The organism is Bullifex sp. (assembly GCF_034103065.1).
In the GTDB taxonomy this organism is placed as follows: domain Bacteria; phylum Spirochaetota; class Spirochaetia; order Sphaerochaetales; family Sphaerochaetaceae; genus Bullifex.
The window spans coordinates 1-17,369 of record NZ_JAXEGN010000201.1; the positions used below are offsets into that span (position 1 = coordinate 1).

General features: G+C 33.9%; 18 protein-coding genes, 1 tRNA gene and 1 pseudogene. 4 read left to right on the forward strand and 16 right to left on the reverse strand.

The genetic code is table 11. The annotated features are described in order from the left end of the window. Window positions 1–239 precede the first annotated feature (239 nt). The gene (locus tag SOY52_RS07695) at window positions 240–1,262 is read left to right on the forward strand and encodes a branched-chain amino acid aminotransferase (RefSeq protein WP_320848376.1); all 1,023 of its coding nucleotides are present in this window, start codon (window positions 240–242) and stop codon (window positions 1,260–1,262) included. A gap of 118 nt (window positions 1,263–1,380) precedes the next feature. On the opposite strand, the gene SOY52_RS07700 is transcribed toward SOY52_RS07695, so the two are convergent. From SOY52_RS07700 to SOY52_RS07755, 12 genes and pseudogenes are all read right to left on the reverse strand, one after another. Further along, window positions 1,381–2,685: a glucose-1-phosphate adenylyltransferase gene (locus tag SOY52_RS07700; RefSeq protein WP_320848377.1), complete on the reverse strand. Its 1,305-nt coding sequence runs from the start codon at window positions 2,683–2,685 to the stop codon at window positions 1,381–1,383. Further along, window positions 2,682–4,109: a glycogen/starch synthase gene (locus SOY52_RS07705; protein ID WP_320848378.1), complete on the reverse strand. Its 1,428-nt coding sequence runs from the start codon at window positions 4,107–4,109 to the stop codon at window positions 2,682–2,684. Before SOY52_RS07705 ends, SOY52_RS07700 begins: the two co-directional genes overlap by 4 nt. Before the next feature lie 130 nt (window positions 4,110–4,239). After that, window positions 4,240–4,500 carry a hypothetical protein gene (locus tag SOY52_RS07710; protein WP_320848379.1) on the reverse strand — a complete coding sequence of 87 codons (261 nt, stop codon included), beginning with the start codon at window positions 4,498–4,500 and terminating at the stop codon, window positions 4,240–4,242. A 68-nt stretch (window positions 4,501–4,568) separates the two neighbouring features. Beyond that, window positions 4,569–5,459 carry a thioredoxin-disulfide reductase gene (gene trxB, locus SOY52_RS07715; RefSeq protein WP_320848380.1) on the reverse strand — a complete coding sequence of 297 codons (891 nt, stop codon included), beginning with the start codon at window positions 5,457–5,459 and terminating at the stop codon, window positions 4,569–4,571. After that, a complete protein-coding gene (gene tsaB / locus SOY52_RS07720; protein WP_320848381.1) occupies window positions 5,459–6,151 on the reverse strand; it encodes a tRNA (adenosine(37)-N6)-threonylcarbamoyltransferase complex dimerization subunit type 1 TsaB in 693 nt (230 codons plus the stop codon). Before tsaB ends, trxB begins: the two co-directional genes overlap by 1 nt. After that, window positions 6,148–6,567: a tRNA (adenosine(37)-N6)-threonylcarbamoyltransferase complex ATPase subunit type 1 TsaE gene (gene tsaE / locus SOY52_RS07725; protein WP_320848382.1), complete on the reverse strand. Its 420-nt coding sequence runs from the start codon at window positions 6,565–6,567 to the stop codon at window positions 6,148–6,150. Before tsaE ends, tsaB begins: the two co-directional genes overlap by 4 nt. Next, complete coding sequence (locus SOY52_RS07730; protein WP_320848383.1) at window positions 6,564–7,985, reverse strand: tetratricopeptide repeat protein; 1,422 nt, start codon at window positions 7,983–7,985, stop codon at window positions 6,564–6,566. The genes tsaE and SOY52_RS07730 overlap by 4 nt, the downstream gene beginning before the upstream one ends. A 314-nt stretch (window positions 7,986–8,299) precedes the next feature. Continuing rightward, a complete protein-coding gene (locus SOY52_RS07735; protein ID WP_320848384.1) occupies window positions 8,300–8,638 on the reverse strand; it encodes a hypothetical protein in 339 nt (112 codons plus the stop codon). A 22-nt stretch (window positions 8,639–8,660) separates the two neighbouring features. Further along, the gene (gene rplT, locus SOY52_RS07740; protein ID WP_154424302.1) at window positions 8,661–9,017 is read right to left on the reverse strand and encodes a 50S ribosomal protein L20; all 357 of its coding nucleotides are present in this window, start codon (window positions 9,015–9,017) and stop codon (window positions 8,661–8,663) included. A 13-nt stretch (window positions 9,018–9,030) separates the two neighbouring features. Continuing rightward, window positions 9,031–9,228, reverse strand: coding sequence for a 50S ribosomal protein L35 (gene rpmI, locus SOY52_RS07745; RefSeq protein ID WP_320848385.1), 198 nt, complete (start codon window positions 9,226–9,228; stop codon window positions 9,031–9,033). A 72-nt stretch (window positions 9,229–9,300) separates the two neighbouring features. Further along, a pseudogene (infC, locus tag SOY52_RS07750) lies at window positions 9,301–9,834 on the reverse strand (translation initiation factor IF-3). Window positions 9,835–10,011: 177 nt separating this feature from the next. After that, window positions 10,012–11,010: a class II fructose-bisphosphate aldolase gene (locus SOY52_RS07755; RefSeq protein ID WP_320848386.1), complete on the reverse strand. Its 999-nt coding sequence runs from the start codon at window positions 11,008–11,010 to the stop codon at window positions 10,012–10,014. A gap of 102 nt (window positions 11,011–11,112) precedes the next feature. On the opposite strand from SOY52_RS07755, the gene SOY52_RS07760 reads away from it, so the two are divergent. Next, window positions 11,113–11,868 (forward strand): hypothetical protein, encoded by a 756-nt coding sequence (locus SOY52_RS07760; RefSeq protein WP_320848387.1) that lies wholly within the window; start codon window positions 11,113–11,115, stop codon window positions 11,866–11,868. Here SOY52_RS07760 and SOY52_RS07765 read toward each other — a convergent pair. The 3 genes from SOY52_RS07765 to SOY52_RS07775 all read right to left on the reverse strand — a co-directional run bounded on the left by SOY52_RS07765 (window position 11,836) and on the right by SOY52_RS07775 (window position 14,074). After that, on the reverse strand, window positions 11,836–12,591 hold the full coding sequence (locus SOY52_RS07765; protein WP_320848388.1) for a TatD family hydrolase: 756 nt from the start codon (window positions 12,589–12,591) through the stop codon (window positions 11,836–11,838). The genes SOY52_RS07760 and SOY52_RS07765 overlap by 33 nt on opposite strands. 50 nt (window positions 12,592–12,641) lie before the next feature. After that, a complete protein-coding gene (locus SOY52_RS07770) occupies window positions 12,642–13,385 on the reverse strand; it encodes a hypothetical protein (protein WP_320848389.1) in 744 nt (247 codons plus the stop codon). A gap of 227 nt (window positions 13,386–13,612) precedes the next feature. After that, window positions 13,613–14,074, reverse strand: coding sequence for a hypothetical protein (locus SOY52_RS07775; RefSeq protein WP_320848390.1), 462 nt, complete (start codon window positions 14,072–14,074; stop codon window positions 13,613–13,615). 119 nt (window positions 14,075–14,193) lie between these two features. On the opposite strand from SOY52_RS07775, the gene SOY52_RS07780 reads away from it, so the two are divergent. Then, window positions 14,194–14,277: transfer RNA gene (locus SOY52_RS07780), tRNA-Leu, on the forward strand. A gap of 219 nt (window positions 14,278–14,496) precedes the next feature. Here the strand turns inward: SOY52_RS07780 and SOY52_RS07785 are convergent. After that, window positions 14,497–16,338: an ABC-F family ATP-binding cassette domain-containing protein gene (locus SOY52_RS07785; RefSeq protein WP_320848391.1), complete on the reverse strand. Its 1,842-nt coding sequence runs from the start codon at window positions 16,336–16,338 to the stop codon at window positions 14,497–14,499. Between the two features lie 64 nt (window positions 16,339–16,402). On the opposite strand from SOY52_RS07785, the gene SOY52_RS07790 reads away from it, so the two are divergent. Further along, window positions 16,403–17,369 (forward strand): NAD(P)/FAD-dependent oxidoreductase (locus SOY52_RS07790; protein WP_320848392.1); only part of this gene is annotated, 967 nt, incomplete at its 3' end.

Sequence of the window (17,369 nt, forward strand, 5' to 3'; positions counted from 1 at the left end):
TTCTAAGGCTCTATGGTCAAGTAAGTAAAAAAGAAATACATATGAAGATGATTAAGACTCCATATGTATTAAAAGTAGCTGTATAGAAAGCAGTAGCGGTGTCATGGATGCACCCGTGGCTAAACTCCACGATGCTCTGGCAATTCAATTGCCGAGTAATTCACACAATAAATACTTGTACAATAGAGCTTAAAAAACTATAGTTTTATTAATTCTATTAGGAAAAACGAGGTGCTACTATGGCTAAGGATATTGACTGGTCAAGCCTTGGGTTTGGCTATATTAAAACTAATTATCGTTATACAAGATCTTGGAAAGATGGCAAGTGGGACGAAGGTGGTCTTACAGATAAAGCTGAAGTAACAATTAGCGAGTGTGCAGGTGTTTTACAATATGCACAAACAGGTTTTGAAGGCTTAAAGGTTTATAGAACAAAGGATGGTCACGTTGTTGCTTTCCGTCCTGATTTAAATGCTGCTAGATTACAGAGCACATGTCGTCGTCTTATTATGCCTGAAATTAGCGAAGAAGACTTCTTGAAGGCACTTGATGAATTAATTAAAGCAAATATTGATTATGTTCCACCTTTTGGTAGTGGTGCAACTCTTTATGTTAGACCTTTTATCTATGGTTCAGGTCCTGTAATTGGTGTTAAGCCAGCTCCTGAATATGAGTTTAGAATGTTCTGTACTCCAGTTGGACCATACTTTAAGGGTGGTGTAAAGCCAATTAAGCTTCTTCTTTCAGATTATGATAGAGCTGCTCCTCATGGAACAGGTAATATTAAGGCAGGCTTAAACTATGCAATGAGTATTTATGCTGGTGAGCATGCTCATAGCCTTGGTTATAATGAGAATATTTACCTTGATTCTGCAACAAGAACATATGTTGAAGAAACTGGTGGCGCTAACTTCTTATTTGTTACAAAGGACAATAAGGTTGTTACTCCTAAATCAAATACAATTCTTCCTTCTATTACTAGAAGATCATTAATGATTGTTGCTAAAGATTATCTTGGTCTTGAAGTTGAGGAGCGCCCAGTAAGATTCGATGAGGTTAAAGACTTTGCTGAATGTGGCCTTTGTGGTACAGCTGCAGTTATTTCTCCTGTTGGTCTTGTTCATACTAATGATGGTGATATTTGTTTCCCTTCTGGTATGGAGAATATGGGTCCAGTTATTTCTAAGCTTAGAGAGACACTTACTGGTATTCAGATGGGTGAAATTGAGGCTCCAGAAGGTTGGATTCACAGAATCTGCTAAAATAATGATATCTAGTATCAATCCACGGATTTATTTCCGTGGTTTTTTATTGAAAAATTAAAAAGGTCGAAATTAATCGACCTTTTTGAGAACAGTTTTTTCTTAACCCTGTAGGGAATCAGATAACAGTACCTGACTTAATTACAGCGTTCTTGTTGATGACGATAATTCCGTCGTGGATTGAGTACATCTCGAAATCGCCTTCTGGACGAGGGATGTCATCAATACCAATTCTACAACCATCACCAATTCTTACGTTCTGGTCAATGATTGCTCTTCTAATAATAGTACCCTTACCAATACCAATGTTTGGGATACCTCTTCTAGCATTTTCAGCTCTTTCTTCTTCTGTTTCATAGTGGCTAGCACCCATGCAGTATACACCGTCAAGAGAAGCACCAGACTCAATGATAGTTCTTACACCAACGATTGAGTTAACAATGTAAGCGTTAGTGATGATAGAACCTTCAGAAGCGAGGGAGTAAGAAATATTACAGAAGTTCATCTTAGTTGCAGGAAGGTGTCTTCTGTGTGTATAAATCGGCATTTCCTCATTGTAGAAGTTGAACTGAGGTGCGATAGAAGCAAGATTAAGGTTACATTCATAGAATGCCTTGATTGTTCCGATATCTTCCCAGAAGCTATCAAATAGATATGCTGCTACTGGTCTTGTCTTAATTACTTCTGGAATGATTTCTTTACCGAAATCTGTGAAGTCGTTATTAAGCATCTCTTCCATTGCCTTAGCATTGAAGATATAGATACCCATACTTGCAAGATATTCATTAGATGCATCAACTTTCTTATTTAATTCTTTCTGCATGAATTCTTCATGTACACGATATGCTGAGATATCCATGTCACTAGCTGGCTTCTCGTAGAAAGACTTAATCATACCTTGTTCATCAGCTCCGATGATACCAAGGCCTGTAGCTTCAGATCTTGAAATAGGCTTAGCAGCAATTGTAAGCTCAGCACCTGTTTCAATATGTCTGTCGAGCATATCTCTGAAGTCCATAGAATAGAGCTGGTCACCTGAAAGAATAATGTAATAATCAGCATTCTGATCATGGAAGTGCTTGAGGTTCTTTCTTACAGCATCAGCTGTACCCTGATACCAGCTTTCTGATGTATATGTTTGTTCAGCAGCAAGAATCTCTACAAAGCCACCTGAGAACTGATCAAACTGATATGTATTTACAATGTGGTTATGTAATGAAGCTGTATTGAACTGAGTCAAAACATAAATCTGGTTAATTCCACTGTTCAAGCAGTTTGAAATAGGAATATCAACGAGACGATATTTACCTGCAAATGGAACAGCTGGTTTTGATCTATCCATTGTTAAAGGATAGAGTCTTGTGCCTCTACCACCACCAAGAATAATAGCGATAGCTTTTTTCTTTTTTCCCTTACCTTTCATTTGGTACCTCCAAGTAGTTTACCATATATCTTAATATATTCTTCTGCACTTTCATTCCAAGAGAAATCACTCTTTAACGCATTAATACGTGCTTCAGTAAAATGTACTTTATCATTATAGAATGTTATCGCTTGGTTAACAATGTTATAAATTGAATTTGGACTAAGTTCCTCGAAAAGAAATCCATTTCCATGGATAATATCTTCATTAATATTGATGATACTATCAGCAAGTCCACCTGTTTTATGAGCAATTGGAAGTGTTCCATAAACAAGTGAATACATTTGATTTAGTCCACAAGGTTCATAACGTGATGGCATTAAGAAGTAATCACATGCACCTTCTACGATATGAGATAGTTCTTGAGAGAAAACAATATTAACACTTACATTGTCAAATCTAGCACCAATATCCTTTAATTTATCTTCATATCGTTTATCACCAGTACCGATGATAATAAATTGACATTTACCTTCTCTTGCAATTTTCTCAAGGGCAGGAACATCACCATCTAAGAGCTCATGGAAACCTTTTTGATCAGCAATTCTACTAATCATACCAATTAGTGGAATATCTGGATTTACAGCTAAATTAAACATCTTCTGAGCCTTAAGCTTTAACTTTGCTTTTCCACTTTGATCTTTTGCTGAAAAATGTTCTTCAAAGAATACATCTTTCTTTGGATTCCATTCTTTTTTATCAATGCCATTAAGAATTCCAGAAAGGGTATTTGATCTTGATTTTAATAAATCATTTAAACCGCATCCTTGTTCTGCTGTTTGGATTTCTTTTGCATAAGTAGGGGATACTGTTGTAATGTGATCTGCATATTCAAGTCCGCTTTTTAGCATATTAAAGCGTTTTTCTAAGCCTTTTCCAGAAAGAAGTTTTTCAGTAGGTTTAACATTAGAACGAATTAAATCAAAGCGTGAGAAATCACCTTGGTAGGCAAGATTATGAATAGTAAATACTGTTTTTACTTTTAACTTTTCTTCTTTTGCAAGGTACATTGCAGGACCAGCAGTCCAGTCATGAGCATGTAATACATCTACTTTCCAATCACTTTGCTTAATATATTCAATAGCGGCTTTAGAAAGAAGTAAAAATCTGTATGCATTATCACTATATGGTGAAAAAGAAGTATCGCCATAAATACCTTTTCTTGCTGAAAAAAGTGGGTGGTCAATTGCAAGGTAATCAACTTTCTGAACCTTTTTTACCAAAATTGTAATTGTTTCTTCTTTTGATAAAGTTGATACAGTAATAGTTCTTTCTTTCTTAAATCCTTTTTTGTCAATGAACCCATATAAAGGCATCATAACCTTTACAGAGTTTCCTATTTTATTAATAGACGACGAAAGAGCTCCAACAACATCTGCAAGTCCACCAGATTTTGAAAATGGAACAGTTTCGGAAGTTAGCATCAAAATGTTCATAGTTAAATTACACAATAGCCTTTTCTCGAAGTCAAGCAAAAAAGCCTAAATAAGTTAAAAAAAGGCATAAAAAAGTCCGACAGGTGCATTGTCGGAAATTACTGGATAAGCAAAATTATTAAATTGAACTAACTTTAATTAATGATAAATTATCTATCTTATCAGATATGTTATCCAAGCAATAAGATTCCCCATTTACTGTAATACATTCAACCGTATAATAGTTTGTATTTGAAGTAATTTCATAAAAATTCTTTGAAAAAGTAATGTAAGCTTTTGAATATACTTCAGCTTTCATATTAAGTACTACTTTTTCTACCTTTGCAAAAAGGCTACATGAAATACTAATTAGGAAAAGAAGCATAACAATCCTTCTCACATAATCTCCTTTTCCCCTGTTTCTTTTAAATTATCAAAATGTATTGCAGTTGTCAATAATTAAGAATATTAAGTTCGAGATATGTACTTTTCAGCCATATGAGCAGCTAAAGCACCATCACTAGCAGCTGTTACTACCTGTCTAAATGGGGTGGTTCGTACATCACCTGCAGCAAAAATACCATTTTGAGAAGTTCTTAATAATTCATCTGTAATAATAAAACCTGAATTATCTGTTTTGATTAAACCTTTGAATGGGGTAGATGCAGCTTCAATACCTGTGAAAATAAATACTCCATGAGTTTCAACTACGCAGTTATCATCTAAAGTAATGGAAGTTACTTTATTATTTCCATTAATCGAAATAACATTTTTTTCTAAAAGTAGCTTGATATTCTTTGTTTCTTTTACTCTATTAACAAGTATTTCCTGTGCTCTAAATTGGTTTCTTCTATGAATAAGAGTAACACTATTAGTAATTTTTGATAGATAAAGTGCTTCTGTTAAGGCTGTATCGCCTCCTCCAATTACAACAACATCTTTGCCCTTATAAAATGGTCCATCACATGTTGCACAGTAACTAACTCCACGACCTTCAAATTTATCTTCTCCAGTTACTCCTAGCTTCTTATGAGTTGCGCCTGTTGCGATAATTATTGCTTTTGCTTGATAACTATCATTTTCTCCAATAGCTGTGAAATAGTCTGACTTTGTTATACTTGTAATGTTGTCATATACTATTTCTGCTCCAAAGCTTTCCGCTTGTTTTTGTAAATTGTCAGCAAGAGTAAAACCAGATATTGGAGAGACTGAAGGGTAGTTTTCAATTTTGTCGATGTACATCAATTGGCCACCTGGTGCCATGCTTTCAACCACTAAAGTATCAAGGCCATATCTAGAGCAGTAAATTGCTGCACTTAATCCTGCGGCTCCTGCGCCAATTATGATTACATCTTTCATTAGTTATCCTCGTTTGCAAGCTTTTTTAGAAGTGCTTCTTCAGCATCACTTCTTCTAATATAAATTGGTCCTTGTCCGATATCATCTTCACCTTGACTATGATATTGATCAATTCCAAGTTTAACCATAACACCACCTAAAGGACGGAAACATTGGTCATCAGTAATTATTTTTACTTTTGGATCAATTAAAGCTGAAAGCTTGTTTGAGAATGCTGTTGCATCTGGACCTGTTACCAATATTGAAGATTCATTTTTAATTTCATCTAAAATATCTTCAGCATTTCCATCTAAGTCTTTAATTAACTTACCATCCTTATAAATTCCAATATAATAACGTTTCTTCTTTGCATCAATAACACTAATTTTGATAGCTGGATAATCTGGAGTGGCTTCAGCAATTACTTGAAGTGTTGGTACACTAACTAATGGTATTCCAAGAGCTAGGGAAATTCCTTTGAGCGTTGAGAATCCAATTCTTAAGGATGTAAAAGAACCAGGTCCTCGAGTTGCTACTAAAAGGTTTAAATCTTTAAAAGAAATATTAGATTCACTTAAAATTGATTTTATCTCAGAGAGAAGTTCCTCTGAGTGTTGTCCATCCTTTTTTATCATGCGTACATCAAGTTTATCATCATTTAAAAGAGCTATGTGTAATATAGCTGTTGATGTATCTACTGCAAGTACTTTCATAGTTCTATTCCTTTAATATCGATAATTCTTTTTAAATCTTTATCAATAGTGATGTTAATAAAGATTGTATTATCAGGAAGCATGTCTTCGATTTTTTCACTCCACTCAATCAGAGTTACTCCATCAGGGTAGAGGAAATCTTCTCCACCCATTGATTCAAACTCATCTTCGCCACTTAATCTGTATAAATCTAGATGATACATCTTTAAAACACCATCATATTCTTGTACTAGGGTGAAAGTAGGGCTAACTATTGCTTCTGTAATACCTAAGCCTTCAGCAAATCCTTTTGCAAATACAGTTTTGCCTGCACCTAAAGAACCTCTAAGTGAAATTACAGAACCTTTAACAACTTTTTTTGAAAGATTAAATCCTAATTGTTTTGTTTCTTTTTCACTTTGAGAATAATAAATCATTGTTTATCCTCCTTGTGGCAATGACATTCATGTTCATCATCGTGGCAATGACATTCATGTTCATCATCGTGGCAGTGACATTCATGTTCATCATCGTGGCAGTGACATTCATGTTCATCATCATGACAGTGACATTCATGTTCATCATCATGACAGTGACATTCATGTTCATCATCATGACAGTGACATTCATAATCATCATCATGACAGTGACATTCATGATCTTCATTTAAGTCGTTGACTGTATATTTATCAACGTTTTCTTGAGTAAGGTTATGAACAATTTCTTCTTGAATTAATTGACCAAATTCTTCTCCTGTTTTAGCAGTGTACTCACTCATCATGTATTTTATTTGTCTATCTTCAGGTGCAATTAGACGAGCTTTTTCAATCCATTCCTTTGCTTCATCAAATTCTTCATCCTGTAGGTGTAGAAATGCAAGGTTGGAGATTAAGGTCAAATTATCACTATCCATATCAACAGCTATATCAAGATAGCTTTTAGCTAAATCTCTATTACCATTTTCAAGAGAACAAATACTAAGTTCGTTATAGATATCTGGATTAGCTTCGCCAAGTTCAAGACATTTTAATAGAGATTTTTCTGCTTCTTGATAGTTATTTAGCTTTCTTAAAGCCCAACCTTTAATAAAATGTCCATGCCATAACTTTGGATTTTTGCTAATAAACTTCTCAATTACTTCAAGAGCTTTATCTTCTTCTTCAAGCATCATGAAATCATAGGCTTGTTTAATTTCAAGATCGCTATCAAGTTGAAGTTTTACATCTTTATACATTTGCTTTAGCTTTTGCTTTTTCTCACCCTCTGTTGCTACAGCTAGATAACGTGATAAATACTCTGCAGCTTCATCTAAATTACCTAAATATGTATGAAGACTTCCTAATTCAGCTAAGATATTTTCATCTTCACCGAATTTCTCAAGGCCTTCTTCTAGAGTCCTTAATGCTTTATCTAGATAAAAGTCTTCACCTTTCTCATCTTTATCTTTTTTACAATATTGAGACCATGAAGTATAAAATGCTGATAAATTAATACATGATGCACTTTGAGGCATTAAATGATATACATCCAAAAATAGCTCTTCAGCAAATGGATAATCTTTTTGTTTTTCCTTAGCAATTGCTGCTGTGTTTAATTCTTGAACACAGTTACCTTGAACAGCAAACACAAATGCGCGGTAATAATCAAAATACTTATGGTTAGGATCATAAGCAATAATAGTTAACATACCTGCTACAATGGCTTCCATTGTAACATTCTCAGGTGTTATTTTCTGTTTTCCAACAACTTGAACTGGAAGCTGAATATCGCTTCTTATTTGAAAGTTTCCAATTTTCCTCTCCATTGTTTTTGGGAGGCTAATGTATTTGATTTCATCCAATCTTGAGTTACTCATGAAATAGAGTATACAAATTTTTTAGTAAATAGACTATAAAAATAAAAATAAACCAAGACACCATGTACTCTTGAACCTGAAGTTCAAGGGGGAAACCTAGTTTAGCCTGAGAGATTCTGTTCCTTTAAACATTGTTAAGAGGTAGGGGCAATGCACTCTTTTCTATTCCAGCTTCCGTAAATGTAAATTTGAGCCAAGAGACATAATGCTGTCTTGGTGGCTATATCCTAGCAAAAAGATAGAGTAGGGTAAAGTCGTTTTAAAAAAAATAAAGGACCACAAAATGTGATCCTTATCATCAGATGAGTGCTTTATTAAAGCTCTTGGTTTTCGAAGGTCTCAACATCAGCAGCACTACCTTCAATAGTAAAGCTTTCTGCTGCTTCAAGTTCTTCAGAATCAAGTGTTCCAAATGTTCCAAGGTCATCAAGACCAAGTTCATCGAGACTTTCAAGAGCAGATGTGATTGCTTCTTCGATTACAGCAGTATCGGCAGAAGTCTTATTGAGAAGCTCTTGAAGTTCTTCATTATGGTTTGTGACCATTAAGAGTCTTTCATTTAACTCCTTGTTATCCAATCGTAACCTATTAATTAGTGCGATTGCTTTGTTAACTTTCTGTTCTAATAATTTACTGCTTTCGATTAAGCTCATATCTGCCTCCTTAAGAGATTAATTAAGCGAGAACTGACTTAACCTGGCTTACAAGAGCTGAGAATGCAGCCTTATCCTCAATTGCCATGTTGGATAATGCTTTTCTGTTAAGCTCGATGTTAGCAAGTTTAAGACCGTGCATGAACTGAGAATAGTTAAGACCTTCAGCCTGAACTGCTGCGCTAATACGAGCGATCCAAAGCTTTCTGAAATCTCTCTTCTTCTCTTTTCTGCCTCTGTAAGCATACTGACCTGCTTTTGCAACAGCGTCTTTTGCTACACGGTAGTTAGTACTTCTGCGACCGAAATAACCTTTAGCTTGGTCGAGAATCTTCTTTCTTCTGTCCTTGTGTTTTGTTCCGTCTACTGCTCTTGGCATTTTATCTCACTCCTTATGCATATGGAAGCAAAGTCTTAGCTTTCTTTGCTTCAACGTCTGAAAGAATTCCAGCATGTCTAAGATTCATCTTACGCTTAGAAGACTTCTTGGTGAGAATATGGCGGAGACCCATCTTCTTGTAAGCTACCTTTCCTGAACCGGTAACTCTGTAGCGCTTTGCAGCACTCTTTCTTGTTTTCATCTTTGGCATAAATAACCATCCTTACTGCGCCGCAGGGAACAAGTACCCCTGAAGCCACATTATTTAAAATCCGTACGGATCTTATTTCTTTGAACCCTTTACAGGTGAGACAAGCATGCTCATCATTTTTCCTTCCATGAAAGCAGCCTTATCTAAGTTGTACTGTACACCATTTGTGCTTAGTATCTCAAGTATCTTATCAAGAACTACCTTACCAAGCTCGGTGTGTGCTAATTCACGACCACGGAAACGTACAGATACCTTAACCTTATTACCTTAACCTAAGAACTCTGCAATAAACTTACTCTTTGTTTCAAGGTCATGCTTGTCAATCTTAGGTTGCATTCTGATTTCTTTTACTTTAACAACAGCTTGATTTTTCTTAGCATCTCTCTGCTTCTTTTCAAGCTCATATCTGTATTTTCCGAAATCAAGGATTTTGCAAACTGGAGGATTTGCATTTGGGGAAACCTCTACTAAATCTAAGCCTGCTTCCTCTGCTAGTTGACAGGCATCAAAGAGTCTCATTACACCTCTTTGCTCACCGTTTTCATCAATCACGCGCACTTCGTGTGCTCTAATTTGCCTGTTGATACGTAAATCTTTAGTAGCCAATTAAACTCCCATCTGGCAATCCTGCCAATAAATATTTAGATTTGGAATAACCCACAATCAAAGAATATAACATAGGAAAATACTTACTGTCAAAAGGGTTAATAGTATTTTTAACGACTTTTATTGTAAAAAAAACAGAGACTACTATGAGTCTCTGCATTTGATAGTTTAATTTTATCAGTCGAGAGCGTGTCCAGCAGAACCAAGAACGTCGATATTCTTGTGCATGTACATCTTCTTGAGAGCTTCTCTTGCTGGTCCAAGATATTTTCTTGGGTCGAATTCAGCTGGCTTCTCATCGAAGATTCTTCTGATTGTACCTGTCATTGCAAGTCTACCATCTGAGTCGATGTTAATCTTACATACAGCTGACTTACTAGCTTCTCTGAGCTGCTCTTCTGGGATACCAACGCTGTCCTTAAGTGCACCACCGTGTTCGTTAATCATCTTTACATATTCCTGAGGAACTGATGATGAACCATGGAGTACGATTGGGAAGCCTGGGAGTTTAACTTCGATTTCCTTAAGAATATCGAATCTGAGTGGAGGTGGAATAAGAATACCATCAGCGTTTCTTGTGCACTGAGCTGGTGTGAACTTATTAGCACCATGGCTTGTACCAATTGAGATTGCAAGTGAATCTACACCTGTCTTAGCTACGAAGTCTTCAACTTCTTCTGGCTTTGTGTAGTGGGTAACTGCGCTTGATACTTCATCTTCAATACCTGCAAGAACACCAAGCTCGCCTTCAACTGTTACATCAAACTGGTGAGCATATTCTACAACCTTTTTTGTAAGAGCAACGTTTTCTTCATAAGGCAAGTGTGATCCATCAATCATTACTGATGAGAAACCATTGTCGATACAATCTTTACATGTTTCGAAAGAATCACCATGGTCGAGATGGAGTACTATTGGAATATCGCAACCAAGTTCATGTGCGTACTCAACTACACCACGTGCCATGTTTCTTAAAAGATTGATGTTAGCATAGTCTCTTGCTCCACGTGATACCTGAAGGATAACAGGGCTCTTTGTTTCAACACAAGCCTGAACGATAGCCTGCATCTGCTCCATGTTGTTGAAGTTGTAAGCAGGGATAGCATATCCACCCTTAATAGCCTTTGCAAACATATCTCTTGTGTTTACAAGACCTAATTCCTTATAATTGACCATATAATATAGTCCTCCTGAGTTTTATTCGATATAATATTATCGTTATGAATGCATAAGGTCAATTCTTAGAATTTTTATTTTCAGATGATAAAGGGATTTTTTGTGAGGAAAAATACAAAAATAGGTCTCATTGTAACAATATGTTTGACATCAATTGCTTTAATACTTTGCTTATTGTTTTATTTAAGAGTAGAAGTAAATGTAGTTATGAGCCAAGAAGAGGCTGTTTTATTGGATAACTATTTTAATAATAAGTTAATTTCTAATTATAGAATTAAAAAAACAATTTATCCTGAGATTAGTAATTCAAAATATCATTTATTCACACCTCTTGCGGGAATCTTTGCTCAAAATGATAGTACTATTCCTAATAACAGTGCTGTATATGGCTTAAAAGCAGTAGAGGGATTTGATTTAGTTTTTGAAACAAATGAAATTAATCGATACTCAATAGCATTAGATTTAGATAAGAAACTAAATTGTGCCTTACTTTATAATAGTTCTAATGACGAAGAAGAGAAGTTAAGTCAAAATTTAAATTTTGATTTAAAAATTTCTTATGAAGGATATATTTCTAAGATAGAAGCTGAAAAAATAAAAAAAGAGCTAGATCAAAAAAGTATTGGAACAATTGTAATCATTAATCCCTCTAACGCCTTAAATTTAATCCAGCTTTCTTCAGATCTTACTGTTACTGTACCAACTCTTTTTGGTTATACACTTGAAAATTATAAACCAACTTACATTTTATGTGAGGATTATAATCAAATGATAAAATCCTTAATCAAAGGTAATGAGGGGAGTGAGCAAACTCCTTTTATCACATTACCTTTCAAGAAGAGTTTTAAAGTTTTTTAACACTGTTTCAATTAAAGTATCTAGATTGATATTTAATATTTTCGATACAAAATCATAGGTATAAGCTATTTTTTCTGGGGTATTTAGCTTACTTCTTTCTGGAACAGGTGTTAAATATGGTGAGTCTGTTTCGAGTAGAAGTCTATCAAGTGGAACCTTTTTTATTATTTCTTGAAGATTTGTATTTTTCTTGTAAGTAATGTTACCTGCAAATGAGATATAGAAGCCTAAATCCAATGCTCGTGATAAAAAGTCTTCATCTGCTGAAAAACAATGAATAATTCCACCTTTTTTAACTTTATTTTTTTCAAGAGCTTCAATTGTATCTAAATTTGCATCCCTATTGTGAATTACAACAGGGAGATTTAACTCATTTGCAAGTATTAGTTGCTTAATAAACAAATCTATTTGATTTTCTCTAGTTGAATATTTGTGAAAATAATCTAAACCTATTTCTCCAATGAATGAGGGACTGTTACTTAATATATCCTTTTTTATTTCTGTTGTTAAATAGTTTATATTTTCATTGTAGCTTAAGGACCATGGACCTGCTCCAATTGAATATTTAATATTAGAAAATAAAGATATCAATTCTTTTCTTTTTTCAATATCATGGATATCTGTTCCGATATCCATGCCATATTTTATATTCAAATTTGTGATATCTATATCCTTTTCCTTCATTGAAAGTAGGTGAAAGTGTGTATCTGTATAGTTTTTCATAGGTAAATAGATAATAAAAAACAGCCTTGATATTTTCAAGGCTGGAAGGATTATTCATGTGTGTAAGAATTCATATAAGTGTATCCACTAAGAGTTTCCATTACGACAAAGTCATATACATCAAATACTGAGAAGTTTTTTGCTCCATTTGCTCTGTAGTGACCTGTAGTAATTACACTTTCTGGAGTATTAATTCCATTATTAGTTTGGAAAATAACTTCTTGATTAAGACTCAGATCTGTTAAGAAAGGAAGTTCTTCATAAGTAATTACTTCTTTAACAATTGTGTTATCTATTTCGCTAATGTAAACCTTAATATTAACTGAAGAATCTGTTTCTCCTTCATCTTCTCCAAGAAGCTCTCCTCCTTGATCCTTACCTTTAAAGAAAATACTTTCATAAACTGCAACATCGCAATCAAAAACTAGACAGTTTATACCATTAACTACTTCCTTTCCTAAGTATTCTTTATCTAGTAAAATAATATCATCTTCAAAAGGTGTTAAAATATATCCATCTGAATAGGTATCGAGTAGAGTAAATACATCTTTATCACCTGTAATTACTCTAGTAAGTAAATCAGAATTATTTACTTTGTACTGTGCTGTTGCAGTTAACTCTTCACCATTTGATAAACTAATTGTAGCACTTCTTTGTGTAGCTACATATTTTACACTTTGGTCAGCTACCTTATCCGCATTAAACCATGCTTTGGTCTCTTCTGTACTTCCTGATGCAAAGGCAACTGCTGCAACTTGAAGGACTAATAATAAAAGGATAAATACTTTTTTCATCTTTCTCTCCTTGATTTATTTAAGATGTTCAAATCATAGGGAGAGTTGGTGAAGATATTAAAAAATAAAAACCTTAATTGTTTGAAGAATTATTAGAAAAACATAGAGTAAATGAAGAAAAAGAATTATTTGATCTTTATTATGTACAAATTAAGTATAAACTATGAAAAATAGTTGAGTAAAAAAATAATCTCCATACTCTATTTTCGAATATGGAGAAATATGTATTAACTTTCATCAATTTCTTTAATAACAGTTGCATCTGTTTTCATTGGAATTAGCTTTCTGATAAATGGCTGAACCCCAATATAAGTTTTTTCAAACTCAGCTTCACTATCCTTTAAAGCAGCCTGCCATGCCGCGCCAAAGCCTGGAGAGTTTATAATTAGTCGATCTACAGCAGTTTGATAAACTTGAAGCCTTTGAAGTTCTTTTCTTCCTGGCTTTTGAGCGTAGGTCTGAATAGATATTCTTAAATTCTCATTTTCTTTTCTAAGTTTTTCATTTTCACTTTTAAGTTTACTAACACCTTCACTTTCAATTTCCATTCGATCTGTAATCATCGACTTTAGTTTGCTAGTTTCAGCTTTTGCGTTTGATTTAACATTATTAAGCTTTATTGTCATAATCATGAATACAATGAGTGCAACGAGCAATCCCGATCCAAGACCTATTAATAACTGTTCCATAAATACCTCTTATGTATATAGTTTATTTATAAGATGAAATTGGAGCAATAGCAAATTTTAAAAGAGATTTAAAATAGTACTTTACTAAATTTTTAAAACGTGGTAATAATTAGCTTGTTGCCCAGGTGGCGAAATTGGTAGACGCACAGGACTTAAAATCCTGTATCCGCGAGGGTGTACGGGTCCGATTCCCGTCCTGGGCACGATTCCTGCTAGATAGCAGGTTTTTTTTTGTTTAACGAAAATCTCCAGTTTTGCTAGATGTAAAACAGTTTTAGTTATGAAAAAATTCTCCAATATTGAAAGTGTTGCACTGCCCAGTAATACCACTACCAATAAAGGAGAAAATAATTTGATGAAGAAAGTTTATCTTATACTAGATGGATTATCAAATTTTAAAACCAAATACAGCTTTTTAGTTATTAGCCTTCCTCCTTTTCAAGAAGTTCTAAATATCTTTCTTCTGCTTGATTTAATTCAGTTTTAGCTTTTTCATATTTTATAGATCTTTCTTGAAGAGTTCCTAAAGAATTTGGAGTAGGGTCGGCAAAACTATCTTCAAGAAGCTTAATTAAACTTTCAAGTTCATCAATTTTTACTTCTAAGCTTTCTTTTTCCTTTCCTTCCTTCCAACTTAACCCTTTTTTCTCTCTCTTTGGTTTTACTTGTTCAATTGTTTCTTTAACTTGTGTTTCTTTTATTTTATTATTAAGCTTTTCTTTATATTGAGTATACGAGCCAGTAAATAAGGTAATTTTTTTATTTTCAATAACAAAAAGGTAATCACAAGTACAATCTAAGAATGCTCTATCGTGGCTGACAATTAATGCACATCCAGGAAAAGCAGAGATATATTGTTCTAGATTTTCCATTGTCTTTATATCTAAATCATTAGTTGGTTCATCTAAAACTAAGAAGTTAGGATTTAGTGCAAGCTTTGAAATTAGATACAGTCTTCTTTTTTCTCCACCTGAAAATACACTAACTTCGGTTCTTTGTCTTGATGGTGGAAAGCCAAAGTACTCAAGAAATTGAGAAGAGGACATTTCGCCTTCACCTGTATAAATTCTCTCTGCTATATCATTGATAAATTCAAGTGCAGTTTTAGATGTATTCAATTGACGTGACATTTGGTCGTAGTAACCAAATACAGTATTAACACCAATATCAACTTTTCCACTAGATGGTTCTTTGGTCGCAGTTAAGATATCGAGTAGGGTAGTCTTACCAGAGCCATTATCACCAACAACGCCAATTTTATCTCCCTTTTTAAATTGATATGAAAATGCAGAAAATAAATTCTTAAATGAAACTTCTTCTATTTCAAGTATTTTTTTACCAAGTCTTCTTTCTATTGAGGAAAATTGATTTTGCTTTATATCTTGGACGTTATGAATATTAGAGAGCATATTCTCTATTCGCTCTTTTCTATTTTTATCTTTACCTGTTCTAGCTTGAGGACCTCTTGCAAGCCATTTTAATTCGCGGCGTAAAATAGTAGCAATTCTATCTTGTTCCTTTTGCTCCATAGATATTCTTTCAGCTCTTCTTTCAAGATAAGCTTCATAGCTTCCTGGGTGACGAAAGAATTTTTTCCTATCTAACTCCCAAATAGTAGTACACACATCATTTAATAAATATCTATCGTGAGTAACGATAATTACACTCATTGTAGTGTTATTTAATTGGTCCTCTAAGTATTCAATTGTTTTGATATCGAGGTGGTTTGTTGGCTCATCAAGTAATAAGAGCTGTGGCTTTGAGGCAAGTACTCTCGCAAGAGCTACTTTCTTAAGCTCTCCACCAGAGAGAGTACTTAATTTCCTATCATATTCTGATTTAACATTTAATTTTGATAAATGTGATTTATAATCAACTTCTAAAGACCAAACATCATCCTTTTCTAATAAAGGAAGCAGTCTTTCATATTCTTTATCATTTTGTTCTTTAATTGCTTTTTCATAACTCTTTAATAGAGAAATTCTTCTTCCTTTTCCTTCTAAGAGGTAGGACTCAATAGTAGTTTCAGGCGTATAAGTAATACTTTGCTCAAGCATTTCAATGTCAGTATTATTGTTTTTACTAATTTTCCCTTCATCCGGAACAATTAAACCTGATATTAGTTTTAAAAATGTTGATTTACCTTCTCCATTTTTTCCAACGATACCAATCTTTTCGCCTTCTTCAACGCCAAGGGTGACGTTTTCAAATAAAGGCTCATCATTTACTGTTTTACTAAGGTTCTCTATAGATAGGATATTCATAATTTCACGATTTTATTAGCTTTTGTGTAATGACACAAGATATCATTTTAATTATAGTCGAAGCATGCATAAAGATATTGATATAGTTCTTACTCCTAAGCAAGCTTGTATTGCAAGTGAACTAAAAAAAATTGTTTCAGAAAAAGCAAGAATAAAAGAAAAAGATATTGTGTCATTACGATTTATTAGAAAGTCGATTGATGCAAGAAGAAGTGATGTAAAAATTAATGCTCGTCTTAGAGTATATGTTGGGTTTGAAGATGAAAAACCCTTTGAAGAAACAAAGTTTTCAAATCTTTGTAAAAAGGATGTAATTGTAGTTGGTTCTGGGCCTGCTGGGTTATTTGCAGCTTTAACTCTACTTGAAAATGGTTTAAGACCTATTATTTTAGAGCGTGGTAAAGATGTTCATGAAAGGAAAAAGGATACTGCTAATCTTAATAGAAATGGAGTGTTAGATGAAAACTCTAACTATGCCTTTGGTGAAGGTGGTGCTGGTGCCTTTTCTGATGGAAAACTCTATACACGCTCTGATAAAAGAGGAGATGTTAAAAAGGTATTATCATTATTTTGTCAACATGGAGCAAATAATGATATCTTATTTGAAAGTCATCCTCATATTGGAACAGAAAAACTTCCAAAAGTAATAGAAAATATTAGATCTACAATAATAAACTATGGGGGTGAAGTACACTTTAATACATTAGTTACTTCTCTAATTAAAAGAAATAATGAAGTAATTGGTGTTGAAACTACAAAAGGAGAATTCTTTGGCCCTGTAATTTTAGCAACGGGTCATTCCAGTCATGATGTATATGAATTTTTATATCGTGATGGATATACTCTTGAAGCAAAGGACGTTGCAATTGGAGTAAGATTAGAGCATCCACAGAGATTAATTGATGAAATTCAATATCATAGCATGGAGGGTAGAGGTAAGTATCTTCCAGCAGCTCAATATTCATTTGTAACACAGGTTAATGATAGAGGCGTTTATTCTTTTTGTATGTGCCCTGGTGGTTTTATTGTTC